This is a genomic window from Mesorhizobium sp. Root552 (assembly GCF_001427285.1).
Classification (GTDB): Bacteria; Pseudomonadota; Alphaproteobacteria; order Rhizobiales; family Rhizobiaceae; genus Mesorhizobium.
On the sequence record NZ_LMFV01000023.1, the window covers coordinates 1 to 24,802 of the forward strand.

A 24,802-nucleotide genomic window follows, 5' to 3' on the forward strand; every position below is an offset into this window, starting at 1 on the left:
CCGGCCCCTTCGTGGGGGAGCAGCCAAACCTCCCCGGAACAAGACCACGTTAGCCTCGCCTCCGGGGCACCGGCCCCTTCCCACGCAATCACCGTCATGACCGGTGTTCCCGGCGGAAGGGACAGGCAAATCATAGGCCGGAGCGACAGGCCGGGGATAAGATCGGAAGGGATATTCGCGCAAGGAAATACAAGGCCCTGATTTGGCGGGGCAAATGTCCTTCCTCTGCTGATGGGCGAGCAATTTTATCCACATACGAAGAACCAGCCGACGATTTCCTGCTGACATTCAATTGCAGATGTTGCTATTATGTTCTCGTTGCAGTGCCGGGTGGGATTATGAACGACAGCAGCGAAGAACCGGTTCATCTCGTGGAGGATGCGGGAACCGGGGATCGTTTCCTTGTTTACGGCACGCAGAAGGAGCTGCACCTCGATATCCGCTACGAGGGCGAAACGCTTTGGATGACGCAGGCGCAGATCGCGCAGCTTTTCGGGGTGAATATCCCGAGCGTCTCGCGACATGTTTCAAATATTATCGAAGATGGCGAGCTCGACGCGGAGTCAACTGTTTCAAAAATTGAAATAGTTCGAACCGAAGGCGACCGGCGGGTCGCGCGACAGATCGAACACTATAGCCTCGATATGGTGATATCGGTCGGCTATCGGGTATCCTCGGCGCAAGCAACCACTTTCCGTCGCTGGGCGACGGGCATTCTGGTTCAGTTCGCGAGAAAAGGGTTCGTCGTCGATGCGCCAAGGCTCAAGCAGCCGCAGGCTGTGGATCGTGTCGCAGAGCTTCGCGAAATCATTCGCGACATCCGCTCCGACGAAGCCAATGTCTATAGGGAACTGCGACGGATATGCTCCCTATGCCAGGACTACGAACCGGCGTCGGACTTGTCGCAGATATTCTACAAACAGACTCAAGCGAAACTGGTTTATGCGGTTGCCGCGCACACGCCAGCCGAGATCATCGCGTCCAGGGCAAACCACACCTCGGAAAACATGGGTCTGGTGAACTGGCCGGGCGACGCCATTCGCAAGGCCGATGTCAGGGTATCGAAGAACTATCTCGGGCAGGCTGAAATCAAGGAGCTGAACCGGCTGACAACCATCCTGCTCGATGTCTTCGAAGACCAGCTCGATCTGGGACGTCTTGTAGTCATGCGCGACGCCGAGATCCTGCTGGACAAGCAACTGACGGGTCTTGGACGAAACGTATTGCGTTCGGGAGGGTCTATGAAGGCCTCGGCAGCGCGGCAACTGGCGGAAGCGGAATACGAGAAGTTCGATCAGGCGCGAAAAGCACAGCGTCTGGAGGAGGCTGATCGGGTGATCGCCGAACTTGCGCGCGAGGCCGGAAAACTGCCAAAGACGCCAAGGCGCTGACCTGAACTGGAATTGGGCAGCGGAAGAAAGACTGCAACGATGTACCAGCCGCCGCTTTTCAAGGAAGACGATCTTCAGGTCCAGCACGCGCTGATAAGGGCGCATCCGCTCGGGCTTTTGATCACCGCGCCGGCCGGTGGGCCGACGGCCAATGTCTATCCGTTCCACCTCGATGCGGGCCGATCCCAGAAGGGAACCTTGCTGGCGCACATGGCCAAGGCGAACGGCCAGTGGCAGGAACTGAAGGACGGCGCGCCGGCGCTCGTGGTGTTCCAGGGCGCAGAATCCTACATCACGCCGTCCTGGTATGCGACCAAGCAGGAAACCGGCAAGGTCGTGCCGACGTGGAACTATGCGATGGTGCAGGTGCGCGGCAAGGTGACCGTCATGGAGGGGGCCGACTGGCTGCGCGCGCATGTCTCGGCCCTGACGGATGAACACGAGGCGGGCCGCGCCGAGGCATGGGCCGTGAGCGATGCGCCGGAAAGTTATATCCAGTCGCAGATCAAGGGCATTGTCGGGCTTGAGATCGAGATCGCCGAGATCGCGGGCAAGTGGAAGGTGAGCCAGAACCGGCCCGTCGCCGACAGGGACAGGGTCGCCGAGAGCCTTGGAACGACCGGCGAGCCGTTGCACAATACGGCGATGGCCGACCTGGTGCGCCACTACGGTGCCAAGCGATGATTATCGCCATTGACGGTCCGGCAGGCGCGGGCAAGGGCACGCTGGCGAGGCGTCTGGCGGACTATTACCACTTGCCGCATCTCGACACCGGGCTGACCTATCGCGCCGTCGCGCACATGCTCTTGATGAAGGGCTGGCCGCTCGGTGACGAACCGCACGCGGTGGAGGCAGCAAGGCTGGTCGATCTCGGCCATCTCGATCGCGCCGTTCTTTCAGCCCATGCCGTTGGCGAGGCCGCCTCCAAGGTGGCGGTGATCCCCGAGGTGCGCAAAATCCTGGTCGAAAAGCAGCGCGCCTTTGCCGCGCAGCCTTCCGGTGCCGTGCTGGACGGGCGCGACATCGGCACTGTGGTCTGTCCCGACGCGGACGTGAAGCTTTACGTGACGGCGAGCGCCGAGGTGCGCGCGCGCCGCCGCCTTGCCGAGATCGAGGCCAATGGCGGCGCAGCCGATTTCGCCGGTATTCTCGCCGATATCCGGCGCCGCGACGAGCGCGACACCGGCAGGGCCGACTCGCCGTTGAAGCCTGCCGCCGACGCGCACTTGCTTGATACCAGCGAAATGGATATAGAAGCCGCGTTCCTGGCAGCCAAGGCAATCGTAGACGACGCCGTGGCCGGCGGAAACAAGACCTGATCCGGGTTGGTCGATCGGCGCTTGCCGGAGACGCGAAAAATCCCCATTTCAGGTTGAACCAGCCTGCAAGCATTCTTTTGCGCCGGATTTGCCGCTTGAAGCGGTCAGGACCCAAGGGTCCGGGATGTCGGCAGGCCAACGCAACGCTAACCCACGGCGCCGCCTCTCAAAGAGGCTTTTCAGGAGAACATATGTCTGTTGCAAATCCCTCTCGCGACGATTTCGCGAGCATGCTCGAAGAATCATTTTCCGATGGTCATTCTGGCGAAGGCCAGGTCGTTCGCGGCATCATCACCGCGATCGAAAAGGACATGGCCATCATTGACGTCGGCCTGAAGGTCGAAGGCCGCGTTCCGCTGAAGGAATTCGGCGCCAAGGGCAAGGAAACCTCGCTCAAGGTCGGCGATACCGTCGAGGTTTATGTCGAGCGCATCGAAAACGCGCTTGGCGAAGCGATGCTGTCGCGCGACAAGGCACGCCGCGAGGAAAGCTGGGTCAAGCTCGAGGAGAAGTTCTCGAAGGGCGAGCGCGTCGAAGGCGTCATCTTCAACCAGGTCAAGGGCGGCTTCACCGTCGATCTGGACGGCGCAGTTGCCTTCCTGCCGCGTTCGCAGGTCGATATCCGCCCGATCCGCGACGTCACCCCGCTGATGCACAACCCGCAGCCGTTCGAGATCCTCAAGATGGATCGCCGCCGCGGCAACATCGTCGTCTCGCGCCGCACCGTTCTCGAAGAGAGCCGCGCCGAGCAGCGCTCCGAGATCGTGCAGAACCTCGAAGAGGGCCAGGTGGTCGAAGGCGTGGTCAAGAACATCACCGACTACGGTGCGTTCGTCGACCTCGGCGGCATAGACGGCCTGCTGCATGTCACCGACATGGCATGGCGCCGCGTCAACCATCCGACCGAGATCCTCAATATCGGCCAGACGGTCAAGGTGCAGATCATCCGCATCAACCAGGAAACCCACCGCATCTCGCTCGGCATGAAGCAGCTCGAGAGCGATCCGTGGAGCGATATCGGCACCAAGTTCCCGATCGGCAAGAAGATCACCGGCACGGTCACCAACATCACCGACTACGGCGCGTTCGTCGAGCTGGAGCCGGGCATCGAGGGCCTCATCCACGTTTCGGAAATGTCGTGGACGAAGAAGAACGTGCACCCCGGCAAGATCCTGTCCACCTCGCAGCAGGTCGACGTGGTCGTGCTGGAAGTCGATCCGGCCAAGCGCCGTATCTCGCTGGGCTTGAAGCAGACGCTCGAGAACCCGTGGGAAGCTTTCGCCCGCAACCATCCTGTTGGTTCGCAGGTCGAGGGCGAGGTCAAGAACAAGACCGAGTTCGGCCTGTTCATCGGTCTCGACGGCGACGTGGACGGCATGGTGCACCTCTCCGACCTCGACTGGAACCGTCCGGGCGAGCAGGTCATCGAAGAGTACAATCGCGGCGACATGGTCAAGGCGCAGGTGCTCGACGTCGACATCGAGAAGGAACGCATTTCGCTCGGCGTCAAGCAGTTGCAGCGCGACGCGGCCGGCGAAGCCGCCACCAGCGGCGAGCTGCGCAAGAACGCGGTTGTGACGTGCGAAGTCACCGGCATCAAGGATGGCGGCCTGGAAGTTCGACTGGTCGAAAGCGGCCTCGAGACCTTCATCAAGCGCGCCGATCTTTCGCGTGACCGCGACGAGCAGCGCCCCGAGCGCTTCACCGTCGGCCAGAAGCTGGACGCCCGCGTCATCGCCTACGACAAGAAGACCCGCAAGCTGCAGGTCTCGATCAAGGCGCTGGAAATCGCCGAGGAAAAGGAAGCTGTCGCGCAGTACGGTTCGACCGACTCCGGCGCTTCGCTGGGCGACATCCTGGGCGCCGCGCTGAAGAAGCAGGGCGGCAACTAAGAGCCTTGTCGATCGGTCGCGCCGTTTCAGGCGGCGCGACGGACAACATAAAAAAACCCGCCGGAGCGATCCGGCGGGTTTTTCTTTTGAACGGGCTGGATGAGCGGCTGTCGCGCCTTTGGCTCAGGGATCAGGCGCGGCCGTAGAGCGGGACGAGCGTGCCGCTGATGGCCTGGTTCGACGGCGAGACGAGATAGGCGATCGCCTCGGCGGCAGCTTCGAGACTGACCCATTTCGAAAAATCGGCATCCGGCATGCCGGAGCGGTTGGCGGGCGTGTCGAGCGTCGAGGGCGCGATGGCGTTGACGAGGATGCCCTTGCTTTTCATCTCTTCGGCCAGCGCCACCGTCATCGCGGCGACCGCCGCCTTGCTGGTGGCATAGGCGACCATGCCCGAACCGCGCCGCGGATCGAGGCCGGGCCGGGCCGAGACATTGACGATGCGCCCGCCGGCGCCGGTGGCAAGCATGGCGCGCACGGAGGCCCGGCAGCACAGGAATGCGGTCTGGACGTTGGTTTCCATCAGTTCGTCGAACGAGGCGGCCTCAGTTTTTTCCACGGCAGAGGCGGCAAAGCCGCCAGCGAGATGGATCGACGCCCAAAGCTCGGGCACGGTCGCATAGTAGGTGTCGACCGCGTCGGCGTCGGCCAGATACACATTGTGCGTCAGCTTGACGTTGTTGTCGTCCACGAACGGGAAATGGGGCGGCGCGGCTGCGTGGCTGTTGGGGACGTGGCAGACTGCACCTTCGCTGAGCAGTTTTCCCACCACGGCGCTGCCTAATGCGCCTGTTCCCCCGGTTACGACGATATTCTTGCCGTTCAATGTACCTGTCATAAGCAATGGGTCTCGCACAAAACGCCTATTTGGTGACCGTCGCGCCTTTTGCGTCATCACTCAATTGCAATTTCGATAATGCAGGGTTGTCTTTTCGCATGGGCTCTGGTGAGAGCGGCGCCCAGTTCGCCGGCTGACGAAAGCCGTTCGGCGTCGATGCCATAGGCTGCGGCGAGCTTGATGAAGTCGGGCGGGGCCGGCGAAACGCCGACAGGCTCGACGCCGACATCGCGCATCGAGGTCTCGATCTCGCGATAGCCGCGATTGTTCCAGATGACGAAGATGACGCGCGCGCCGGCATCCGTCGCAACCGCGATTTCGGGCAAGGTGAACTGGAAGCCGCCGTCACCGGCAAGGCAGACGACGGGCACGCCGGGCAGGGCGATGGCAGCGCCGATGGCGGCGGGCGGGCCAAAACCCAGCGCGCCGAAACCGGTCGCGGCATTGAACCAGCCGCCGGGGCGGTCATGGTCGTAGTAGAGGTTGGCGGCGTAGACCGGCTGGGTGGAATCGCCGACGATGAGCGAGTTGGGCAGCGCGTCGCGGATATGCTCGACGGCGCGGACCTGCGCCTGCATGGCCGGGCCGATTTCGGCGAATGCGGCTTCGCGGGTCGAGCGCGCCCGCTCCGCGCCGCCGCGATCGTGGGTAGAGGCAGCGCCAAGCGTGTCGCACAGTTCTGCAAGGGCCGCGCGGCAATCGGCTTGGATGGCGATGGTTGAAGGACGGCGCTTCAACTGGGCGTCGTCAATGTCGATGCGGATCAGGACAGGCGGCACGACAAAGCCGCCATCGGCATACATGTCGTAGTCGGTGGGGCCGAATTCGGTGCCGGCGGCGATGACGACATCGGCATCGGCCATGAGCTTGCGTACCGCTTTGAGGCTTGGACTGGCGGGAACGCCGAGCTTGTGGCCGTGCATCAGGCCGCGCGCATTGGCCGTCTGCACGACCGGCGCATCGATCAGTTCGGCAAGGCGCTTCAATTCGGCATTCGAGGTTTTTGCTCCACCGCCGGCGAGGATCAATGGGCTGCGGGCAGAAGCAATCAATTCCGCCGCCCTTGCGATCAACGCCCGCTCCGGGGTGGGGCGCGCTGTTCCGGCGACGTCGAAGGCAAGGTCATCGGCAGGCAAGGCCATGACGTCAATCGGGACTTCGATATGGACGGGACCGGGCCGCGAAGAGGCAAAAAGTGCAAAGGCGCGGGCAAGCGCGCCCGGCAACTCATCGGGGTTGGCAATGCGCTCGGAACTGAGGGCGACCTTTTCCATCATGCCGCGCTGGTCTGGAAGCTCGTGCAGGTAGCCGAGCCCCTTGCCCAGCGTCGCGGTGGCATTGACGCCGGAGACGACCAGCATCGGCACGGAATCCGCACGCGCCTGCGCCATCGCCGTGACGGCGTTGGTGAGTCCCGGCCCGGTGATGACGAAGGCCACGCCCGGACGCCCGCTGGCGCGCGCATAGCCGTCGGCCATGAAGGCTGCGCCCTGTTCGTGGCGCGGCGTGACATGGCGGATTTCCGAGCCCGCCAACCCCCGATAGAGTTCGACCGTATGCACGCCCGGAATGCCGAAGACGGTATCGACGCCGTACGCTTCCAAAAGGCGGATAAGGGCTTCACCGAGGGTCATGCGGCGAGGCTCTCGATACTGTAGGCGTTCTCACCCCCCTCTGGCCTGCCGGCCATCTCCCCCTCAAGGGGGAGATCACGTCTATACGGCGTCGTTCCTGTCTTGCGAGGCCGGTGATTTGCGATACCCCTGGGTTCAACTGATCTCCCCCCTTGAGGGGGAGATGGCCGGCAGGCCAGAGGGGGGTGAATTCCATCGCCGCCCTCACTGCCTGAGGATCGGCCGCGTCAGGCAGGTCGGGCCACCTTCGCAGGCAATGCAAAGTGCGTCCGCCTCGAAGGTCTGCACGCTGCAACCGGCGGCCCGCATGGCGGCCGCGGTCTTCGGAAAGCCGGCAACTGCGATCACCTGCCTTGGCGCTGTCGCCAATACGTTGAGGCTGAGGCCATTGGAAGCGTGGAACTCGTCGGCATCGCCATGAACGAGCGTGTAGCCCCGCGCGCGCAGCAACTGGTAGAACGCGGCCGGCAGAAGCGGCGCATAGACGAGGGCCAGATCGCTGGCGAGCGGCGAGATCACTGACTGGAGGTGCAGGCAGGCCTCCTCGCCTTGCCACAGCGGCAGGTCGAAGCCGAGAACGGAAATGCCGTGCGGAGCAAGCATGTCTGCAAGCTGGCGGATGCCGGCCTCGTTGGTGCGCACGCCGCGCCCGACCGCAAGCGTCCCGGCATCGACCCACACGCAATCGCCGCCTTCCACGGTTCCGGGCGCGGTAATGCTTCCGAGGACAGGGATGCCCATGCGGGTGAAGGCCACGCCGTGCAAGGCGGGTTCCGGTTCGCGCAGCACCTTGCCCATCGAGAGCAGGATGGCGCCCTGGTCGCTCATCAGGGATGGGTCATGGGTGAAAACGGAATCGGCAAGGCCGTCGTCCTCGTCCGTCAGCCACTCGATTTCGGCGCCTGAAGCCCCGACGAGCGCCGCAAGCTCGTCATGCTGCCTGGCGGCCTTGTGCGGATCGAAACCGGGGCCGTAGTGCCATTCGTTCGCCTTGGCGCGGCGCATGGCACTGGAAGCCCTGCGCATGAGCACCCGCTTGAGCGGGCCTGCCATCGACTGCGATCCGTATGCCTTGGTCACTTTGCGCGCTCCCCAGCTTGTTGCCTGCAAGTAAGCATTCGGGGTGGCGCAAGATCAATGGTCCACGACCTAAATCCAGCCGCGCCGTTTGAAGAACAGGTAAGGCAGGATGGCCGAGAGCGCCATCAGGCCGAGCGCAAATGGATAGCCGAGCATCCATTTCAGTTCCGGCATCATGTCGAAGTTCATGCCGTAGATCGAGGCGACGAGGGTCGGTGGCAGGAACACGACGGCGGCAACGGAAAAAATCTTGATGATCTGGTTCTGCTGCAGGTTGATCAGGCCAAGCGTGGCGTCGAGAAGGAAGTTGATCTTTCCCGACAGGAACACCGCGTGGTCAGCCAGCGAGGAGGCATCCCGCTGCACCAGCTTGAGGCGCTCCCTCGCATCCTTCTTCGATTTGCGGCGAGGCGTTTCCGATGACAGCCCGTTGGTGGCAATCGCGCTGTGATAGGCGGTGAGCCTCAGGATGCTGACAAGACTTTCGCGAAGCTTTGCCAGCAAATCGCCCTTGCGGCCGATGTGCTCGATAAGCGATTGCAGGTCGCGCGTCATCTTGGTCGCGTTGCCGGCCTTGTTGCGAAAAACTTCGCGCGAAACCGCGTCGGTTTCGTCGCCGATGCGCTCCAGCGTGTCTGCTATCCGGTCGATGATGGATTCGATCACGCCCAGCATGACGCTTTCGCCGGACACGCAGGGCTCGGCGATGCCGCGCTGCACCTTGGCCACATACTGTAGGAACGGCTTCGATTCCATGTGGCGCACTGTGACCAGCGACTGACCCTTCAAGATGAAGGTGATCGGCGCCTTGACGGGATGGTCGCTGTCGATTTCCGTGACGGTCGTCATGGTCATGAACTCGGCGCCGTCCTCATGGTAGAGGCGGTCGGAAAGCTCGATTTCCGCCATCTCGTCGCGCGTCGGGATGCTAATGCCGAGATGGGATTCTATGCGCTTCACGTCGTCATTGGAAGCATTGAGGAGGTCGAGCCAAAGGATGCCGGGGGCTTCGGGCTGGTCGAGGGTGTCGATGGTCGCGAGGCGGCCGTTCTGGCCTGCATAGATACGCAGCATTTCTAGCTCCTTCCGGCAAGGTTTCGCACCGCCGGAGGAGCCTTGAACTAGAGGCTGCGCGCGGCGGACGGGTCTGAAGCGGGACTTCGACTGTCCGGGTCCATCATGTTTCCTTCGGTCCTGTGACGGTCCGATGACCGCCACCATGCCCGTTGCGCCTTCTTTCGAGCGGTGTCAATCGGCTTGACTGCGGTGGACCCGTAGCCGGGACGTGCGCATACGTCGTTTGGCTTCTGCGGCTGCGGGTTGACGAGTGCGAGCGGAACGGTCCATCTTGCGGTGGGAGTAATCGTTAGTGGCGGGTAATGGGTAAAAAAGTCCAGCGCCTGACGAAGTTTCGGCCCCGCAGGGCGGTGCCGGCATGAGTCATGGGGAAACCGTTTCCCTTTCGCAGCCTTCGTCCGCACAGGGCGCAGCCGAAGCCATCCATGTCGAAAACCTGCACAAGAAGTTCGGCGAACTGCACGTCCTGAAGGGTGTGTCGCTGTCGGCGCGCGACGGCGACGTGATCGCTATCATCGGCGGCAGCGGTTCGGGCAAGTCGACGCTCTTGCGCTGCATCAACTGCCTCGAGAACCCGACCAGCGGCATCATCCGCGTCAATGGCGAGGAAATCCGCCTCAAAGCCGACAGCCACGGCAACACGCAGCCGGCTGACCGGCGCCAGATCGAGCGCATACGCTCGCGGCTTGGCATGGTGTTCCAGAGCTTCAACCTGTGGAGCCACATGACGCTTCTGGAAAACGTCATCGAGGTGCCGGTTCACGTGCTGGGCGTGAAGAAGGAGCAGGCGGTAGCCGAGGCCGAGAAGCTTCTGGCGCGCGTCGGGCTGGCGGAAAAGCGCGACGTATACCCGGCTTTCCTTTCGGGCGGCCAGCAGCAACGGGCGGCGATTGCGCGCGCGCTTGCCATCCAGCCGCGCGTGATGCTGTTCGACGAGCCGACCTCGGCGCTCGACCCGGAACTGGTGGGCGAGGTCTTGAAGGTGATCGGCGATCTGGCGCGCGAGGGGCGCACCATGGTCCTGGTGACGCACGAGATGAAGTTCGCGCGCGAGGTCGCGACCCATATCGTCTATCTTTACAATGGAGTTGTGGAGGAGGAGGGCCCGCCGGCCGCACTTTTCGGTTCGCCGAAATCCGACCGGCTGAAGCAGTTTCTACGCAATGTCGGGTGAATGCCCGCATCAAGAAAAACCGGACAGAAAGTCCAAGTCAAAATGGGAGAATGGAGCATGAAGACATTTTTGAAGGCAGCGATAGCCGCCGCCGTCATTGCCCTTGCCGGAACGGTTTCGGCGAGCGCCCAGCAGGTCAAGGTCGGCTTTTCGCCGGAAGCCTATCCGCCCTTCTATTCGCAGGATGCCTCCGGCAACTGGGGCGGCTGGGAAGTGGAGATCGTGCAGGCGATCTGCGGCGAAGCCAAGCTCGACTGCGTCTTGACGCCGATCCCGTGGGACGGCCTCATCCCGGCGCTCAAGACCAACAAGATCGACGCGATCATGAATTCGATGTCGATCACCGCCGAACGCCAGAAGGAGATCGACTTCTCCGTCAAGTACTACAACACGCCGACCGCCGTGATCGGGCCGAAGGACCAGACCTTCGACGCGACGCCGGAAGGCCTGAAGGGCAAGATCCTCGGCGTTCAGGTTTCTACCGTCCATGCCGCCTATGCCAAGAAGCATTTTGGCGGCAGCGCTTCCGAGATCAAGGAATACCAGACGCAGGACGAGGCCAACCAGGATCTCGTTGCCGGCCGCATCGACGCGACGCAGGCCGATTCGATTGCGCTCGACGCCTTCCTGAAATCGGACCAGGGCAAGGCCTGCTGCGATCTCAAGGGCTATGTCGCGCCTGACCTCGAAGTGCTCGGACCGGGCGTCGGCGCCGGCGTGCGCAAGGGCGACACAGAGCTTGCCGGCAAGATCAACGAAGCGATCAAGGGCATCCGCGCCAACGGCAAATATGCCGAGATCACCAAGAAGTACTTCGACTTCGACATCTATGGTGACGAAACCCAGTCGAATTGAGACAGCCTGAGTGCTGCCTTATGCCCGGCGCCCGTGACGGCGCCGGGCACTCTTGGCGCAATTTCTTGTTCTCGGCCATCGCCAGTGATTGGAGGCGAAGCTGATCGGCGCAATCATACCCGCCGCTGCATCCGGTATCTTCGACCTTCTGGCGCTTGAGCCTCCGGGTTGGGGAGGCAACCTGCTGCGCGGCTTGCTCAGTTCCGTGCAGATCGCATTGGGCGCCTACGGGCTCGGCCTGTTGATCGGCATCGGCGGGGCTTACGGCAGGCTCTATGGCGGGCCGGTGGTGCGCGACCTGTTGGGGCTCTACACGACGGTCGTGCGCGCGGTGCCCGAACTGGTGCTGATCCTGATGCTTTACTTCGCCGGCACCGACCTGGTGAACCGCATTCTCATCGCCTTCGGGCACCAGCCGGTCGACATCAACGGGTTGGTCGCCGGCATCGGCGTTCTGGGCATCGTGCAGGGCGCTTATTCGACCGAAGTGCTGCGTGGCGCGATCCTGTCCATTCCGCAAGGGCAGATCGAGGCGGCGCGCGCCTATGGCATGCCGCCCGGCCTGTTGTTGCGACGCATCACCTTGCCGGCCATGCTGCCCTTCGCCATTCCGGGCCTTGCCAATCTGTGGCTGATCGCCACCAAGGACACCGCGCTTCTGGCCATCGTCGGCTTCAACGAACTGACGCAGACGACGCGGCTGGCGGCTGGCGCGACCAAGGCCTATTTCACCTTCTTCCTCGCCGCCGGTGCGCTCTATCTCGCGCTGACGCTGTTCTCCAACGTCATCATCGCCCGCGTGGAGCGATGGGCGCGGTGCGGCACGCCGAAACTGTCGGAGACGCGCTGATGGCGAGCGAGGCGACGGCGGGAACGACGGGAAAGGGCGCTGCGGGTTGGCTGCAGCCGCACCGCGTCGTGCTTCTCATCATCGCGCTAGCGATCGTGCTGGCGTCGATCTTCTACCTGCGCTGGGACTGGCTGCCGGCCTATCTGCCGCTGGCCATGCAAGGCATCTGGCGCACGATCTGGCTTCTGGTCGTGACGTCGATCCTCGGCATAGCGCTGGCGATACCGCTGGGGCTCGCGCAGGCGGCCGGCCCGTGGTTCCTGTCCGTGCCGGCGAGGACGTTCTGCACCATCATTCGCGGCACGCCGCTGCTTTTGCAGTTGTGGCTGCTCTATTACGGCCTCGGTTCGCTGTTTCCGCAGATACCGTGGATACGCGACTCGTTCCTGTGGCCGTATCTGAGGCAGGCATGGCCCTACGGCGTGCTGGCCCTGACGCTGTCCTTTGCCGGTTATGAAGGCGAGGTGATGCGCGGCGCGTTTGCCGGCGTGCCGAGGGGACAACTGGAAGCCGCCCGCGCTTTCGGCATGCGCCGCTGGACGGCGTTCCGCCGCATCTGGCTGCCGCAGGCGCTGCAGCGCGCCTTGCCCACGCTGGCGGGAGAATCGGTGCTGCAACTGAAGGCGACGCCGCTGGTGGCGACGATCACCATGGTCGATATCTATGCCGTGGCCTCGCGGGTGCGGCAGGATACCTTCGTCACCTATGAACCCTTGCTCCTGCTGGCGGTGGTCTATATGGCCATCACGGGTATCATCGTGCTTGCCTTCCGCCGGCTTGAGGCGCGTATCCCGACCCGGGTCGGCTGACCCGGGATATGCAGGGTCCTGAGGAAGCAGCGCAAGAGCAGGTGATGCAGCTTAGTCTCGAACAGGCGACAGGTCTTTGCCGCATGGCAGCACTTGGCGCAGGCGCCAGCGACGAGGTTGCCCGCTCAATAGCCGCTGCTGCTGTGGCGGCCGAAGCGGAAGGCTACCGCACCGTCGGCCTGTCGCACTTCGTCGATTATCTCGAAGCGCTTGAAGCCGGCCGCATCAACGGCAAGGCGGAAGCGGTCGTGACGCGGCCTGCATTGGCGGTGTTCCGCTCGGATGCCAAGGGCGGCGTCGCACACACCGGTTTCGACAGGACTTTTGCCGACCTCGCCAAGGCGGCGCGGCTGTTCGGCATTTCGTTATTCGCGCAGAAGAACGCCTATACCTGCGGCGCGCTCGGCTATTTCACCGGGCGACTGGCTGCCGAAGGGCTGGTGGCGCTGGCGGCAACCAACGGTCCGGCGCTGCTTACCGGGTCGGGGTCGGTGAAGCCGGTCTATTGCACCAACCCTTTGTCCTTCGCCGCACCGTCGGCAAATGGCCCGGCGCTGGTGATCGACCAGGCGTCGAGTGCAACGGCCTTCGTCAGCATTCGCCAGGCGGCCGAGGAGGATCGCAGCATCCCGCAGGGCTGGGCGATCGATGCAAGCGGAAATCCGACCACCAACCCGCAAGCCGCGATGAAAGGCGCGCTTCTGGCCTTTGGCGGCGATCGCGGGGCCAATATCGCGCTGATGGTCGAGGTGCTGGCGGCGGGACTGACCGGCGCGAACTGGTCGCTTGATGCTCCCTCCTTCACCGAGGGAGCGCAAAGTCCGGGAACGGGGCTTTTCATCGTCGCCATCGAGCCGAAGCTGCTCGATCCGGATTTCGAAAGCCGGATGAAGGACCAACTGGACCGCCTGCGGCGGCAATATGGCGTGCATATTCCCGGCCGCTCGCGCTCGGAAGCTTCGGAGCAGGCGGTGGCGCGCGGCGTTACCGTTTCCAGGGAGGTGGTCCAGCGCATTTCCGAGTTCGCCTCGCGTTACTCGGAATGAAGCTCTTTCGCCGGCAAATAAAGTTGACTACATAGTTCAACTTTATTTTATTTGACCGTGAGCCTTACGGTCGGATGTGTGCGCTACAGCACACAACGAAGGATCATGTATGTCAGTTACCACCGAAACCAAGTCGCCGCGCCTCATCGTCCCTGCCTTGCGCGGGATCTATTCGGCTCTTCACGACAGCGCCGAAACGGTCTTGCGCCTCGTAACCGGCGGTTTTCTCGCGCTGCATGGCTCGCAGAAGATCGTCAATCCGTTCGGCGCTGCCGAAATGGTCGAGGGGATGGGCTTTTATCCCGGTGCGTTCTGGTCGCTGCTCTTGGCCTGCACTGAGTTCTTCGGCGGCATCTTCATTGCGCTCGGCTTCCTGACGCGCCCGTCGGCGCTGGCCGGCCTGGTCGTGCTTCTGGTCACGGTCTGGTTCCACTGGGTGACCATGGACCAGGGCATTTCCGGCGCGGAAAAGTCGATCCTCTGGTCGGCGATGCTGTTCTTCTTCGTCATCCGTGGCGCCAACCGGCATTCGGTTGATGCAAGGATCGGCAGGGAGTTCTGATCTTCGTGAGATTCAGGTGAAGATGGCCTGCAAATGGCGTCTTTCTGTGCTTCCGGTGCTCATGTAGCTTCATGTGCACGCCGCTCCGGTTCTCGAAAGCCGCCCTGTTCGGCTCACCCTGACCTGAATCTCCACACACCTCGGGCGGGAATGGGTGTCCAGCGACCACCGAACGCACTTTGCCTTCGGCGCGAAACGGATTATGAAGCGGCTTCAGCCAAGCACCGGCAAGACCGGGGCGCATAGCCGGAGCCAGACATGACCGAAATCCTGCAAACCCCAAAGCTCGTGGTCATTTTCGGCGGCTCGGGTTTTGTCGGACGCCATGTCGTGCGGGCACTCGCCAAGCGTGGCTACCGCATCCGCGCCGCATGCCGCCGGCCCGACCTGGCCGGCCATCTCCAGCCGCTAGGCAATGTCGGCCAGATCCAGCCGGTGCAGGCGAATTTGCGCGTGCGCTGGTCGGTCGATCAGGCGGTGATCGGCGCGGACCATGTCATCAACCTTGTTGGCATCCTGCACGAAAGCGGCCGCCAGAAATTCCGCACCGTCCATGAATTCGGCGCGCGCGCCATTGCCGAGGCCGCCCGTTCCGTCGGCGCGGGCCTGACCCATGTGTCGGCCATCGGCGCTGACGTGAATTCCGAATCCGCCTACGCCCGCACCAAGGCGCTAGGCGAAAAGGCGGTTTTCGAGACGATCAAGGACGCGGTGATCTTCCGGCCTTCGATCAATTTCGGCCCTGAGGATGGCTTCTTCAACCGCTTCGCGGCCATGGCCCGCTATTCGCCGGCATTGCCGCTCATCGGCGGCGGCGCGACGCAATTCCAGCCCGTCTACGTTGCCGATGTCGCTGAGGCCATTGCGCGTTCGGTGGATGGTGCGGTCGCGGGCGGCCGGGTCTACGAGCTTGGCGGGCCAAACGTCCTGACCTTCAAGGAATGCATGCAGGAACTGCTAACCGTCATCGACCGCAAGCGCTTGCTGGTTCCCGTGCCGTGGTGGGTTGCCGAGATGCAGGCTTCCATTCTCGGCCTGCTGCCCAATCCGCTGCTGACCCGCGACCAGGTCACGCAACTGCGCTCGAACAACGTCGTCTCCGACGAGGCGCTCAAGTCGGGCAGGACGCTGACGGGGCTTGGTATCCAGCCGCAGTCGCTCGGCACTATCCTGCCCAGTTATCTGTGGCGTTTCCGCGCTGCCGGCCAGTTCCAGCGCAAGCCGGCCGGCTAAGCAACCTAGGCGGCCTCTTGTTCAACCCCAGATGAGAAGGGCTGTGAGGCCGAGGCCGCCGACGATCAGCCGCCACCAGCCGAACAGCGCATAGCCGTGGCGTGAAACGTAGCCGAGCAGGCTGCGCACGACGATGACGGCCATGACGAGGGCGGCGACAAACCCGGTCGCGATGATCGGGAAATCCGCCGACGACAGCACGCTCCAGTTCTTGAGAAGATCGAGCGTGAAGGCGCCGAGCATCGTCGGGATGGCGAGGAAGAACGAGAATTCCGCCGCGGCGCGCTTGTCGGCGCCCATGAGCAGGCCGCCGACGATGGTGGCGCCCGAGCGCGACGTGCCGGGGATCATCGCAAGGCACTGGAACAGGCCGATCTTGAGGTAGAGCGAAAGCGGAAACTCGGCGACGCTGGCATATTTCGGCTTCAGGTCGAGCCGGTCGATCCAGAGCAGGACGATGCCGCCGAGGATCAGCATGATGCAGATCAGCTTCGGAGTTTCGAACAGTACCGTCTTGATGAAATCATGCGCCAGCACGCCGATGATGGCAGCCGGCAAAAAGCCGATGGCGAGCCCGACCATCATCTTGACGGCAGGATCGTTGGGCAGTTCCGGTGGCAGGAACAGGTTGGGCTTCCTGCGCCGTACTGCCGAGGCTGCCAGCTCGAATGCGCAGCCGCCCATCCAGACGAGGGAGGCCAGCACGCCGATGATGGTTTCGCCGATCAGCCGGAACCTGTCGGGCCGCTTCAGGAAGGTCCAGAAACGGCCGGCATAGACGCTTAGAATGGCGAGGATGGCGCCGAGCTGGATCAGCACTTCGAAGGCTTTGCCGGTCGATTTGAAACCAAGGAAGTGGCCCGCCAGCAGGATATGCCCGGTCGAGGAAACAGGAATGAACTCAGTCAGGCCTTCCAGCAGTCCGAGCAGCAAGGCTTCGATGATTGTCTGGCTTTGCATGCTCAGTTCGTCCCGGTTTGCTTGTCATGTCGCCGAACTGATCCTATAGCTCGCAGCAGCTTGACAGCCTGCTCATTCAGGCTGCCAAGACTTACCGGCGCGTTAGGCGATTCGCCAGTACGCTTCTGATCCAAGAGACCATGCTGACACTTTTTCACCATCCGATGTCCGCCTCCTGTCGATTCGTCCGGCTCGCGTTCGGCGAATATGGCGAAGAATTGGCCCTTATCGAGGAAAAGCCGTGGACACGGCGCAAGGAATTCCTGGCTCTTAATCCGGCGGGAACCTTGCCGATCCTGCTGGCTGAAGGCGACGTGCCGATTATCGGCGCTGCGGTGATTGCGGAATATCTGGACGAGACGCGCGGCGTTCTGAAGCGCGACAAGCGCCTGTTCGTCGAAGGGCCGATGGAGCGCGCCGAAATCCGCCGGCTGACCGACTGGTATCTCACCAAGACCGAGAGCGAAGTTACCAGGCATCTGGTGCGTGAGCGCGTGCTGAAGCCGCTGATGCCACAGGAGGTCGGTGGCGGATCGCCGGATTCCACCGCCATTCGCGCGGCGCGCGCCAACATCAAGCAGCATATGAAATATACAAACTGGCTGGCCGGCACGCGGCCCTGGCTGGCGGGTCCCCGCATTACCTACGCTGATCTCGCCGCCGCGGCCACCTTGTCGGTGCTCGACTATCTTGGCGAGATCGAATGGCGCGACCATGGCGCTGCGCGCGAATGGTACACACGGGTGAAGTCGCGCCCTTCGTTCCGTTCGCTTTTGTCTGACCGCGTGCGCGGCCTGTCGCCGGTGTCGCATTATGCGGACCTTGACTTCTGACACCCAGAAACTGCGTGGGCTGATCGACCGCGAGGCTGAGCGCGCTGGCTTTGCCGTCGTGGCGGTGACGTCCCCCGATTCAATCCCGCTTGCGCCGTCAAGGCTGGCGCAATTTGTCGCCGAGGGTTTCCACGGCTCGATGGGGTGGATGGAGGAGACGCTGGACCGGCGCGGCGACCCGTCGGCGCTGTGGCCGGAGGTGCGCTCGGTCATCGTGCTCGCCATGAATTACGGGCCCGAGCACGATCCGCGCGAATTGCTGGAGCGCCGCGACCGGGGCGCGGTCTCGGTCTATGCGCGCAACCGCGACTATCACGATGTGATGAAAGGACGGCTGAAGGAAATCGCCGGCAAGATCGTGGCCAAGGCGGGCGGCGACGTGAAGGTGTTCGTCGATACCGCGCCGGTGATGGAAAAGCCGCTGGCCGAGGCGGCGGGCGTCGGCTGGCAGGGCAAGCACACCAATCTGGTCAGCCGGGAACATGGCTCATGGCTGTTTCTTGGCTCGATTTTCACCACCGCCGAGCTGGTGGCGGATACGCGTGAGGCCGATCATTGCGGCTCATGTCATGCCTGCCTCGACGCCTGTCCGACCGATGCCTTCCCGGCACCCTACCGGCTCGATGCCCGCCGGTGCATCTCCTATCTCACCATCGAGAACAAGGGGCCGATTCCGCTGGAGTTCCGCGAGGCGATCGGCAACCGGATTTACGGCTGCGACGACTGCCTCGCAGCCTGTCCGTGGAACAAGTTCGCCCAGATGGCTTCGGAGGCCAAGCTGGCGGCGCGCGAGGATTTGCGCGAGCCGAAGCTGAGCGATCTCCTGGAACTGGACGATGCCGCCTTTCGTACCTTCTTTTCCGGTTCGCCGGTCAAGCGTATCGGCCGCGACCGCTTCATCCGCAATGTGCTGATCGCGGCGGGCAATTGCGCCGATCCGGCTCTGGCGGGCCAGGTGACGGGCCTGCTCTCGGACGCTTCGCCGCTGGTGCGCGGCGCTGCCGTCTGGGCCTTGTCCAGACTGTTGCCGGAAGCCGAATTCAATGCGTGCGCCGATGTCGCATTGGCATTGGAAGGCGACGACGGCGTGTGCGAAGAATGGCAGCAAGCCTTGGACGGCATTTCCCAAAAGGAGATCGGGTTGTGACAGTGGAGCAGGTCTTCATTTTTGGTGCCGGTTATTCCGGCAAGGCGTTTGCCCGGATATGTCCGGAGGGGACGCCGGTCTACGGCACGACGCGCGCGCCGCAAAAGTTTGCCGCGCTGGAGGCGGCGGGCATCAGGCCGCTGGAGTTCAAGGGTGCGCTGACGCCGCAGATTTCGGATGCGCTTGCCGGCACGTCTCATCTGGTCGTTTCCGTCGCGCCCGATGAGGCCGGCGACCCGGTGCTGAATGCAGCCGGCACCGCGATCAGGCAGGCGATGCCAGGGCTGAAATGGATCGGCTATCTGTCGACGGTGGGCGTCTATGGCGACTATGGCGGCGGCTGGGTCGATGAGACGGCGGAGTGCAGGCCGGTCTCGCGCCGTTCCATGATGCGGGTGGAGGCCGAGAAAAAATGGCTCGCGCTTGGCGAGGAGACAGGGCTGCCGGTGGCGATCTTGCGGCTGTCCGGCATCTACGGTCCGGGCCGCAACGCGCTGGTAAACCTCAAGGAAGGCACCGCGCGGCGGCTGGTGAGGGCTGGGCAGGTGTTCAACCGCATCCATGTCGAGGATATTGCAGGGGCCTTGCTGCATCTTGCCGGGCAGGACCGTGGCGGCATCTTCAACGTGACCGACAACGAGCCCTCGCCGCCGCAGGATGTGGTGACCTATGCGGCTCACCTGATGGGCGTCGAGCCGCCGCCGGAAATCGCCTTCGAAGATGCGGAACTGACGCCGATGGCGCGCTCGTTCTATGGCGAGAACAAGCGCGTTTCCAACGCCGCGATCAAGGCTGGCGGCTTCTCGTTCGGCTTTCCGAACTACCGCAGCGCGCTGGACGACATGTGGTCGAAGGGCAACTGGGCCGACGGCGAAGCGCGCAGCCCGATGAAACGGCCTTGATCCGGTCGCAGTTGGCTTCATGATGTGATTCGCACTGCTTCTGCCTTTTGGAGACAGGCGGGGGAAATGGGATTGCGGGGACTTCGACCTTGATGAAGCGGACGATGCGATCAATGGCTGGCCGGTTTGCGCAGGCCGTCTTTGCAGGTGCAGCGCTGCTTGCCGCTTCGGTTTCGGGCGCGCCCCAGGCGCAGGCCGAGCAACTGGCGAAGAACTTGTTTGGCGCCAAGGATCTGCCGGCGGCGACTGCGCCGCAATCGATAGGCTTCTATTCCAAGGGCTGTTTTTCCGGCGGCGTTGCGATCGCCACCGATGGCCCGACCTGGCAGGCGATGCGCCTTTCGCGCAACCGCCGCTGGGGGCATCCGACGATGATTGCCCTGATCGAGAAGCTGTCGCGCGCTGCCGTTGCCGACGGCTGGCCGGGCCTGTTGCTGGGCGACATCTCGCAGCCGCGCGGCGGCCCGATGATGACCGGGCATGCCTCGCACCAGATTGGCCTCGATGCCGACATCTGGTTCACGCCGATGCCGGACCGGCGGCTGAGCGCAAGCGAGCGCGAGAACATGAGCGCGACCTCGCTTGTCAATGAAAAGACGCATCGGGTCATCGACAAGCTGTGGACGCCGGCGCACGAGCGCTTGTTGAAGCGCGCGGCGAGCTATCCGGAGGTCGAGCGCATCCTCGTCAATCCGGGCATCAAGAAGAAACTGTGCGACACGGTGACCGGCGATCGTTCATGGCTGCGCAAGGTGCGGCCGTTCTGGGGCCACGACTATCATTTCCATGTCCGTATCGGTTGCCAGCCGGGCTCGCCCGATTGCAAGCGGCAGGAAGCGACGCCGGCAAGCGACGGCTGCGACAAGTCGCTGGCGTGGTGGTTCACCGAGGAGCCGTGGCGGCCGAACAAGAACCCGGATGCGCCCAAGGCGCGTGACATCATGACCATGGCGTCCCTGCCCAAGGCTTGCCGGGCGGTGCTGAACGCGCCGGACCCGGTATCGATTGCGGCGGTAACCTATCCGGTCAATGGCGGGGCTGCGACCATATCGACCGCGCAACCCGTGACCGCCTCCGCAGCCGGTGGCGCGGCGCTGCCTTCCTCGATCAGCGCCTTTGCCCCGACGCCTGATATCGGCGTGCCGTTGCCGCGGCCCCGGCCCGGCAATTAACGGGCGGGCCTGCTTCCTTCAATCGATTTAAGAAGGCCGAGCGAAAAGCGATTTCCCTTTTCGAGTCGATGCGCTAAAGCATGTCGCCCGAAAGCGGGAAACGGTTTCGGGATCACGGCATGCGCAAAACGAACGAGTCGAAGTGCCTCGCGCTTTAGTCAACCGGAGGCCGTCGGGCGGACGGTGACGAACTGAGAACGGCTATGGCGGAAGAAGGTGCTACAAAAACGCTGCGCTTTCCGGTCCTCATCGGGGATATCGGCGGCACCAATGCGCGCTTTTCGGTGATTGCCGATGAGAAGTCGGAGGCTGGCGAACCGCGGATCGTCAAGACGGCCGATTACGCCACCATCGACGACGCCATCCGCGCCGCAGTGCTGGATCGCTCGAGCATACGTCCCAAGTCGGCCGTGCTTGCCGTTGCGGGACCTGTCGAGGCTGACGAAATCCCGCTGACGAACTGCCCGTGGATCGTCAAGCCGCGGCAGATGCTGTCGTCCCTCGGGCTGGGCGATGTCGTGGTGCTGAACGACTTCGAGGCGCAGGCGCTGGCCGTCGTCGCGCTTGGCGAAGAGCATATGGAACAGATCGGCGGCGGCGCACCGGAGCCGAATGCCGGGCGCGTCGTGCTTGGTCCCGGAACGGGTCTTGGCGTTGCCGGGCTTGTCCACGCCTTTGGCGGCTGGGTGCCGATCCCGGGTGAGGGCGGCCATATGGATATCGGGCCGCGCACACCTCGCGACTATGCGGTTTTTCCCAACATCGAGACGATCGAGGGGCGCGTTTCGGGAGAGCAGATCCTGTGCGGGCGCGGCCTGGTCAACACTTATCGGGCAATCGCCAAGACCGACGGCAAAGCCGCCAGGCTGAGCGTGCCCGCCGATATCACCGCCGCTGCATTGGCCGGCACCGATGAAATTGCCGTCGAAACGCTTTCCATGTTCGCGACTTGCCTCGGACGCACTGCCGGCGACCTGGCCCTGGTGTTCATGAGCCGTGGTGGCGTATTCCTGACCGGCGGCATCGCCCAGAAGATCGTGCCGGCGCTCAAGGCCGGCAACTTCCGCGCCGCCTTTGAAGACAAGGCCCCGCACAGCGAGTTGCTGCGCACCATTCCGGTCTATGTCATCACGCACCCGTTGGCGGCACTTGCCGGGCTTGCAGCCTTTGCGCGCGCACCGCGTAAATTCGGCGTCGAGACGTCGGGACGGCGTTGGCAGGCGTAACCGGACGGCAACATGACGAAGATGGCGCGCGGATTGCCTGAAAAGCGGTTTCCACTTTCAGGCCCGATGCTCTAAGAGAGGGCCGGACGCCGCCCGGCGCTCCTTGGTGAGACAGACGCAGCGGACCGAATTTTGACCGTCGCAAACAACAACAGCAAGCCTGCGCCCGGCGAAGTCTTCGCGGTGCTTAAGCGCATCTTTGGCGAAAACGGGCGCGAATATCTCGGTCTGTATATCGTCACCATCATCTGCCTCGCCGTCATGGCAGCGACGACTGGCCTTGCCGCATGGATCATGAAGCCGCTGGTCGACGACATCTTCGTCCATCGCATGTATGAGCGCGCGCCCATCATCTGCGGCAGCGTGATCTTGATTTTCTTTGTTCGCGGCATCGCCAACTACGGTCAGGCCGTCACGCTGGCCAAGATCGGCAACAATGTCGTCGCACGCTACCAGAAGCGGGTGTTCCAGCATCTGATGCGGCTGGGCGTCGATTTCTTCAACGAGACGCGCTCCGGCCGGTTGGCGGCGCGTATCAACGAGAATGTGGGCGGCGTCCGCGACCTGATGGGCCTGACGTTGCGCTCGGTCGCCGGCGATATCGTCAGCCTGATCGGCCTGATCGGCGTGATGGTCTGGCAACAGCCTTATCTTGCCGCGTCCGTACTGGTGGTTGGGCCGCCGCTGGTCTGGGCCGTCAACTACATCATGCGCAGGGTGCGTCGCGTGACCCGCGAGTCGGTCACCATCAATTCGCATCTCATCGGAGCCATGCAGGAGACGGTGCAGGGCATTGCCGTGGTCAAGGCGTTCACCATGGAGGACCAACTCTCTGTCCGGGTCGGGGAGTTGGTTGATCTGGCGGAAGCCCGCTACAACAAGATTGCCCGTGTCTCGGAGCGGCTGGGGCCGTTCACCGAAATGCTGGCCGGCTTTGCGGTGGCCGGCGTCATCGGATTTGCCGCCTATCAGGCCGCGACCACCAACCATCCGCCGGGCGATGTGCTGGCATTTATCACAGCGCTTTTGCTTGCATATGATCCGGCGCGACGTCTGGCGCGCACGCAGGTCGGCCTCGAGCGGGCCCTGGTCAATGCGCGCATGATCTACGAATTGCTCGACCTCGAGCCCAGGCAAAGAGATGTGCCGGGCGCGGTTGCAGCGAAGATCGAGCAAGGAGAGGTTCGCTTCAAGGACGTTTCGTTCGCCTACACTGAGAATAATCCTGTCCTGCACAAGGTGAACTTTACCGCAGCCGCCGGCAAGACAACGGCAATCGTTGGAGCTTCGGGGGCCGGCAAGACGACGCTGGTGGCCTTGCTGCAGCGCTTTTACGACCTCGATGGCGGCAAGATCGAGATCGATGGCCAGGATATTTCCAAGGTTACCAAGAGATCGCTGCGCCAGTCGATCGCCTACGTTTCGCAACAGCCCTATCTGTTCGAAGGCTCCATCCGCGACAATATCCGCTATGGCCGGCCTGATGCGAGCGATGCGGAGGTCGAGCAGGCTGCGGACCGGGCAGCAGCCGACGAATTCATTCGCCAGCAGCCTGAAGGCTACGACACCCAGATCGGCGAGAACGGCGCAAACCTTTCCGGCGGACAGCGCCAGCGCGTTTCCATTGCCCGCGCCATTGTGCGGCGGGCGCCGATCCTGCTTCTCGACGAAGCGACTTCGGCGCTCGACAACGAGTCCGAGGCACGGGTCCAGCAGGCCTTGGGCGAAGTGATGCAGGGGCGCACCACCATCGTCATCGCGCACCGCCTCTCCACCGTCGTCAACGCCGACCGCATCGTGGTGCTGGAGCAGGGGCGGGTCATCGAGGAAGGCACGCACGCATCATTGATGGCGGACCCGCACAGCGCCTATGCGCGCTTCCATCGGCTGCAGGGAGGCAAGGGCCTCGGCCTGATCGACGACAAGGCGGATGAAAAGCAGCCGGTCAAGCGGCGCGCCAAGAAGGTGGCTGGGAGAAACTGATGGGCGACATGGGGCTTGTTGTGGTGGGCGCCGGCGGCCGCATGGGGCAAGCGCTGGTGCGTGCCATCCGCGAAACCGCAGGCGCGCAGATTGTCGGCGCGATTGAGCGGGCGGGTTCTCCGGCGCTTGGCAAGGATGTCGGCGAACTGGCCGGTCTCGGTGCAATTGGCGTGACGGTCGGTGACGACCCGCTGCCTGCCTTTGCCAAGGCGGACGGAGTGCTTGATTTCACGGCGCCGGCGGCATCGGTCGAGTTCGCCGGCTATGCCGCCCAGGCGCGCATTGCCCATGTGATCGGCACGACCGGTTGCTCGACGGCAGACGATGCGAAGATCGCCGCTGCCGCCCGCCATGCCACCATCGTCAAGTCCGGCAATATGAGCCTCGGCGTCAACCTGCTTGCCGCGCTGGTGGAACAGGCGGCGCGCGCGCTCGATGCCGAGGATTTCGACATCGAGATTCTGGAAATGCACCACAAGCACAAGGTGGATGCCCCTTCCGGGACGGCCTTGCTGTTGGGGGAAGCCGCCGCGGCAGGGCGCGAGATTGCGCTTGCCGGCAACGATGTGCGCGTGCGCGACGGCCATACCGGCGCGCGCAAGGCGGGCACCATCGGCTTTGCAACGCTGCGCGGCGGCTCGGTGGTAGGCGAACATTCCGTGGTGCTGGCAGGCCAGGGCGAACGCATCGTCCTTGCGCACCACGCCGACGACCGCGCGATTTTTGCACGCGGCGCGGTCAAGGCAGCGCTTTGGGCGCGCGGCAAGAAGCCCGGGCTTTACTCCATGCGCGACGTGCTTGGCCTGAATTGAACGACTT

At 63.4% G+C, this 24,802-nt stretch carries 23 protein-coding genes; 18 read left to right on the top strand and 5 right to left on the bottom strand.

Going from position 1 to position 24,802, the window contains the following annotated elements; translation table 11 throughout:
• The first annotated feature begins 338 nt into the window (after positions 1-338).
• The 4 genes from rhuM (at position 339) to rpsA (ending at position 4,602) form a co-directional block, all read left to right on the top strand.
• On the top strand, positions 339-1,391 hold the full coding sequence (gene rhuM / locus ASD50_RS10820) for a RhuM family protein (protein WP_056240458.1): 1,053 nt from the start codon (positions 339-341) through the stop codon (positions 1,389-1,391).
• A gap of 39 nt (positions 1,392-1,430) precedes the next feature.
• Positions 1,431-2,075, top strand: coding sequence for an FMN-binding negative transcriptional regulator (locus tag ASD50_RS10825; protein WP_056240460.1), 645 nt, complete (start codon positions 1,431-1,433; stop codon positions 2,073-2,075).
• On the top strand, positions 2,072-2,710 hold the full coding sequence (gene cmk, locus ASD50_RS10830) for a (d)CMP kinase (protein ID WP_056240463.1): 639 nt from the start codon (positions 2,072-2,074) through the stop codon (positions 2,708-2,710). The genes ASD50_RS10825 and cmk overlap by 4 nt, the downstream gene beginning before the upstream one ends.
• Before the next feature lie 191 nt (positions 2,711-2,901).
• A complete protein-coding gene (gene rpsA / locus ASD50_RS10835) occupies positions 2,902-4,602 on the top strand; it encodes a 30S ribosomal protein S1 (RefSeq protein ID WP_056240466.1) in 1,701 nt (566 codons plus the stop codon).
• 130 nt (positions 4,603-4,732) lie between these two features.
• Here rpsA and ASD50_RS10840 read toward each other — a convergent pair whose 3' ends face one another.
• The 4 genes from ASD50_RS10840 to ASD50_RS10855 all read right to left on the bottom strand — a co-directional run bounded on the left by ASD50_RS10840 (position 4,733) and on the right by ASD50_RS10855 (position 9,228).
• Positions 4,733-5,440, bottom strand: coding sequence for an SDR family NAD(P)-dependent oxidoreductase (locus ASD50_RS10840; protein WP_056240469.1), 708 nt, complete (start codon positions 5,438-5,440; stop codon positions 4,733-4,735).
• A 56-nt stretch (positions 5,441-5,496) separates the two neighbouring features.
• Entirely contained in the window at positions 5,497-7,074 is a 1,578-nt protein-coding gene (locus ASD50_RS10845) for a 5-guanidino-2-oxopentanoate decarboxylase (RefSeq protein WP_056240474.1), read from the bottom strand.
• 204 nt (positions 7,075-7,278) lie between these two features.
• The gene (locus ASD50_RS10850) at positions 7,279-8,127 is read right to left on the bottom strand and encodes a dimethylarginine dimethylaminohydrolase family protein (protein WP_056241443.1); all 849 of its coding nucleotides are present in this window, start codon (positions 8,125-8,127) and stop codon (positions 7,279-7,281) included.
• A 96-nt stretch (positions 8,128-8,223) separates the two neighbouring features.
• Positions 8,224-9,228 (bottom strand): magnesium transporter CorA family protein, encoded by a 1,005-nt coding sequence (locus ASD50_RS10855; protein WP_056240477.1) that lies wholly within the window; start codon positions 9,226-9,228, stop codon positions 8,224-8,226.
• A 361-nt stretch (positions 9,229-9,589) separates the two neighbouring features.
• Here ASD50_RS10855 and ASD50_RS10860 point away from each other — a divergent pair, with 361 nt between their 5' ends.
• The 7 genes from ASD50_RS10860 to ASD50_RS10890 all read left to right on the top strand — a co-directional run bounded on the left by ASD50_RS10860 (position 9,590) and on the right by ASD50_RS10890 (position 15,760).
• Entirely contained in the window at positions 9,590-10,405 is an 816-nt protein-coding gene (locus tag ASD50_RS10860; protein WP_056240480.1) for an ABC transporter ATP-binding protein, read from the top strand.
• Between the two features lie 57 nt (positions 10,406-10,462).
• On the top strand, positions 10,463-11,260 hold the full coding sequence (locus tag ASD50_RS10865) for a transporter substrate-binding domain-containing protein (RefSeq protein WP_056240484.1): 798 nt from the start codon (positions 10,463-10,465) through the stop codon (positions 11,258-11,260).
• A gap of 136 nt (positions 11,261-11,396) precedes the next feature.
• Positions 11,397-12,110 (top strand): ABC transporter permease, encoded by a 714-nt coding sequence (locus tag ASD50_RS10870; protein WP_413813889.1) that lies wholly within the window; start codon positions 11,397-11,399, stop codon positions 12,108-12,110.
• Complete coding sequence (locus ASD50_RS10875) at positions 12,110-12,919, top strand: ABC transporter permease (protein ID WP_056241446.1); 810 nt, start codon at positions 12,110-12,112, stop codon at positions 12,917-12,919. Before ASD50_RS10870 ends, ASD50_RS10875 begins: the two co-directional genes overlap by 1 nt.
• A 44-nt stretch (positions 12,920-12,963) precedes the next feature.
• Positions 12,964-13,965, top strand: coding sequence for an Ldh family oxidoreductase (locus ASD50_RS10880; RefSeq protein ID WP_056241455.1), 1,002 nt, complete (start codon positions 12,964-12,966; stop codon positions 13,963-13,965).
• Positions 13,966-14,074: 109 nt separating this feature from the next.
• Positions 14,075-14,527 carry a DoxX family protein gene (locus ASD50_RS10885; protein WP_056240490.1) on the top strand — a complete coding sequence of 151 codons (453 nt, stop codon included), beginning with the start codon at positions 14,075-14,077 and terminating at the stop codon, positions 14,525-14,527.
• A gap of 258 nt (positions 14,528-14,785) precedes the next feature.
• Positions 14,786-15,760 (top strand): complex I NDUFA9 subunit family protein, encoded by a 975-nt coding sequence (locus ASD50_RS10890; protein WP_056240492.1) that lies wholly within the window; start codon positions 14,786-14,788, stop codon positions 15,758-15,760.
• Positions 15,761-15,781: 21 nt separating this feature from the next.
• Here the strand turns inward: ASD50_RS10890 and ASD50_RS10895 are convergent, their stop codons facing one another.
• Positions 15,782-16,720 carry an undecaprenyl-diphosphate phosphatase gene (locus ASD50_RS10895; RefSeq protein WP_056240494.1) on the bottom strand — a complete coding sequence of 313 codons (939 nt, stop codon included), beginning with the start codon at positions 16,718-16,720 and terminating at the stop codon, positions 15,782-15,784.
• Between the two features lie 140 nt (positions 16,721-16,860).
• Here ASD50_RS10895 and ASD50_RS10900 point away from each other — a divergent pair, with 140 nt between their 5' ends.
• From ASD50_RS10900 to dapB, 7 genes are all read left to right on the top strand, one after another.
• Entirely contained in the window at positions 16,861-17,553 is a 693-nt protein-coding gene (locus tag ASD50_RS10900; RefSeq protein WP_056240497.1) for a glutathione S-transferase family protein, read from the top strand.
• Complete coding sequence (gene queG / locus ASD50_RS10905; protein ID WP_056240500.1) at positions 17,534-18,700, top strand: tRNA epoxyqueuosine(34) reductase QueG; 1,167 nt, start codon at positions 17,534-17,536, stop codon at positions 18,698-18,700. The genes ASD50_RS10900 and queG overlap by 20 nt, the downstream gene beginning before the upstream one ends.
• Positions 18,697-19,602 carry an SDR family oxidoreductase gene (locus ASD50_RS10910; RefSeq protein ID WP_056240501.1) on the top strand — a complete coding sequence of 302 codons (906 nt, stop codon included), beginning with the start codon at positions 18,697-18,699 and terminating at the stop codon, positions 19,600-19,602. Before queG ends, ASD50_RS10910 begins: the two co-directional genes overlap by 4 nt.
• Positions 19,603-19,706: 104 nt before the next feature.
• Positions 19,707-20,774, top strand: coding sequence for a penicillin-insensitive murein endopeptidase (mepA, locus tag ASD50_RS10915; protein WP_413813886.1), 1,068 nt, complete (start codon positions 19,707-19,709; stop codon positions 20,772-20,774).
• A gap of 203 nt (positions 20,775-20,977) precedes the next feature.
• Positions 20,978-22,000: a glucokinase gene (locus tag ASD50_RS10920; protein ID WP_056240507.1), complete on the top strand. Its 1,023-nt coding sequence runs from the start codon at positions 20,978-20,980 to the stop codon at positions 21,998-22,000.
• A 129-nt stretch (positions 22,001-22,129) separates the two neighbouring features.
• The gene (locus ASD50_RS10925) at positions 22,130-23,983 is read left to right on the top strand and encodes an ABC transporter ATP-binding protein (protein WP_156465029.1); all 1,854 of its coding nucleotides are present in this window, start codon (positions 22,130-22,132) and stop codon (positions 23,981-23,983) included.
• Positions 23,983-24,795 (top strand): 4-hydroxy-tetrahydrodipicolinate reductase, encoded by an 813-nt coding sequence (dapB, locus tag ASD50_RS10930; RefSeq protein WP_056240515.1) that lies wholly within the window; start codon positions 23,983-23,985, stop codon positions 24,793-24,795. The genes ASD50_RS10925 and dapB overlap by 1 nt, the downstream gene beginning before the upstream one ends.
• Positions 24,796-24,802 lie beyond the last annotated feature (7 nt).

Coding starts and splice junctions, on each gene's coding strand:
- cmk (WP_056240463.1), top strand. CDS start 2,072: ATGATTATCGCCATTGACGGTCCGGCAGGCGCGGGCAAGGGCACGCTG.
- ASD50_RS10885 (WP_056240490.1), top strand. CDS start 14,075: ATGTCAGTTACCACCGAAACCAAGTCGCCGCGCCTCATCGTCCCTGCC.
- ASD50_RS10880 (WP_056241455.1), top strand. CDS start 12,964: ATGCAGCTTAGTCTCGAACAGGCGACAGGTCTTTGCCGCATGGCAGCA.
- ASD50_RS10890 (WP_056240492.1), top strand. CDS start 14,786: ATGACCGAAATCCTGCAAACCCCAAAGCTCGTGGTCATTTTCGGCGGC.
- ASD50_RS10855 (WP_056240477.1), bottom strand. CDS start 9,228: ATGCTGCGTATCTATGCAGGCCAGAACGGCCGCCTCGCGACCATCGAC.
- ASD50_RS10875 (WP_056241446.1), top strand. CDS start 12,110: ATGGCGAGCGAGGCGACGGCGGGAACGACGGGAAAGGGCGCTGCGGGT.
- rhuM (WP_056240458.1), top strand. CDS start 339: ATGAACGACAGCAGCGAAGAACCGGTTCATCTCGTGGAGGATGCGGGA.
- ASD50_RS10865 (WP_056240484.1), top strand. CDS start 10,463: ATGAAGACATTTTTGAAGGCAGCGATAGCCGCCGCCGTCATTGCCCTT.
- ASD50_RS10845 (WP_056240474.1), bottom strand. CDS start 7,074: ATGACCCTCGGTGAAGCCCTTATCCGCCTTTTGGAAGCGTACGGCGTC.
- queG (WP_056240500.1), top strand. CDS start 17,534: ATGCGGACCTTGACTTCTGACACCCAGAAACTGCGTGGGCTGATCGAC.
- dapB (WP_056240515.1), top strand. CDS start 23,983: ATGGGCGACATGGGGCTTGTTGTGGTGGGCGCCGGCGGCCGCATGGGG.
- ASD50_RS10895 (WP_056240494.1), bottom strand. CDS start 16,720: ATGCAAAGCCAGACAATCATCGAAGCCTTGCTGCTCGGACTGCTGGAA.
- ASD50_RS10860 (WP_056240480.1), top strand. CDS start 9,590: ATGAGTCATGGGGAAACCGTTTCCCTTTCGCAGCCTTCGTCCGCACAG.
- ASD50_RS10850 (WP_056241443.1), bottom strand. CDS start 8,127: ATGGCAGGCCCGCTCAAGCGGGTGCTCATGCGCAGGGCTTCCAGTGCC.
- rpsA (WP_056240466.1), top strand. CDS start 2,902: ATGTCTGTTGCAAATCCCTCTCGCGACGATTTCGCGAGCATGCTCGAA.
- ASD50_RS10900 (WP_056240497.1), top strand. CDS start 16,861: ATGCTGACACTTTTTCACCATCCGATGTCCGCCTCCTGTCGATTCGTC.
- ASD50_RS10840 (WP_056240469.1), bottom strand. CDS start 5,440: ATGACAGGTACATTGAACGGCAAGAATATCGTCGTAACCGGGGGAACA.
- mepA (WP_413813886.1), top strand. CDS start 19,707: ATGCGATCAATGGCTGGCCGGTTTGCGCAGGCCGTCTTTGCAGGTGCA.
- ASD50_RS10920 (WP_056240507.1), top strand. CDS start 20,978: ATGGCGGAAGAAGGTGCTACAAAAACGCTGCGCTTTCCGGTCCTCATC.
- ASD50_RS10825 (WP_056240460.1), top strand. CDS start 1,431: ATGTACCAGCCGCCGCTTTTCAAGGAAGACGATCTTCAGGTCCAGCAC.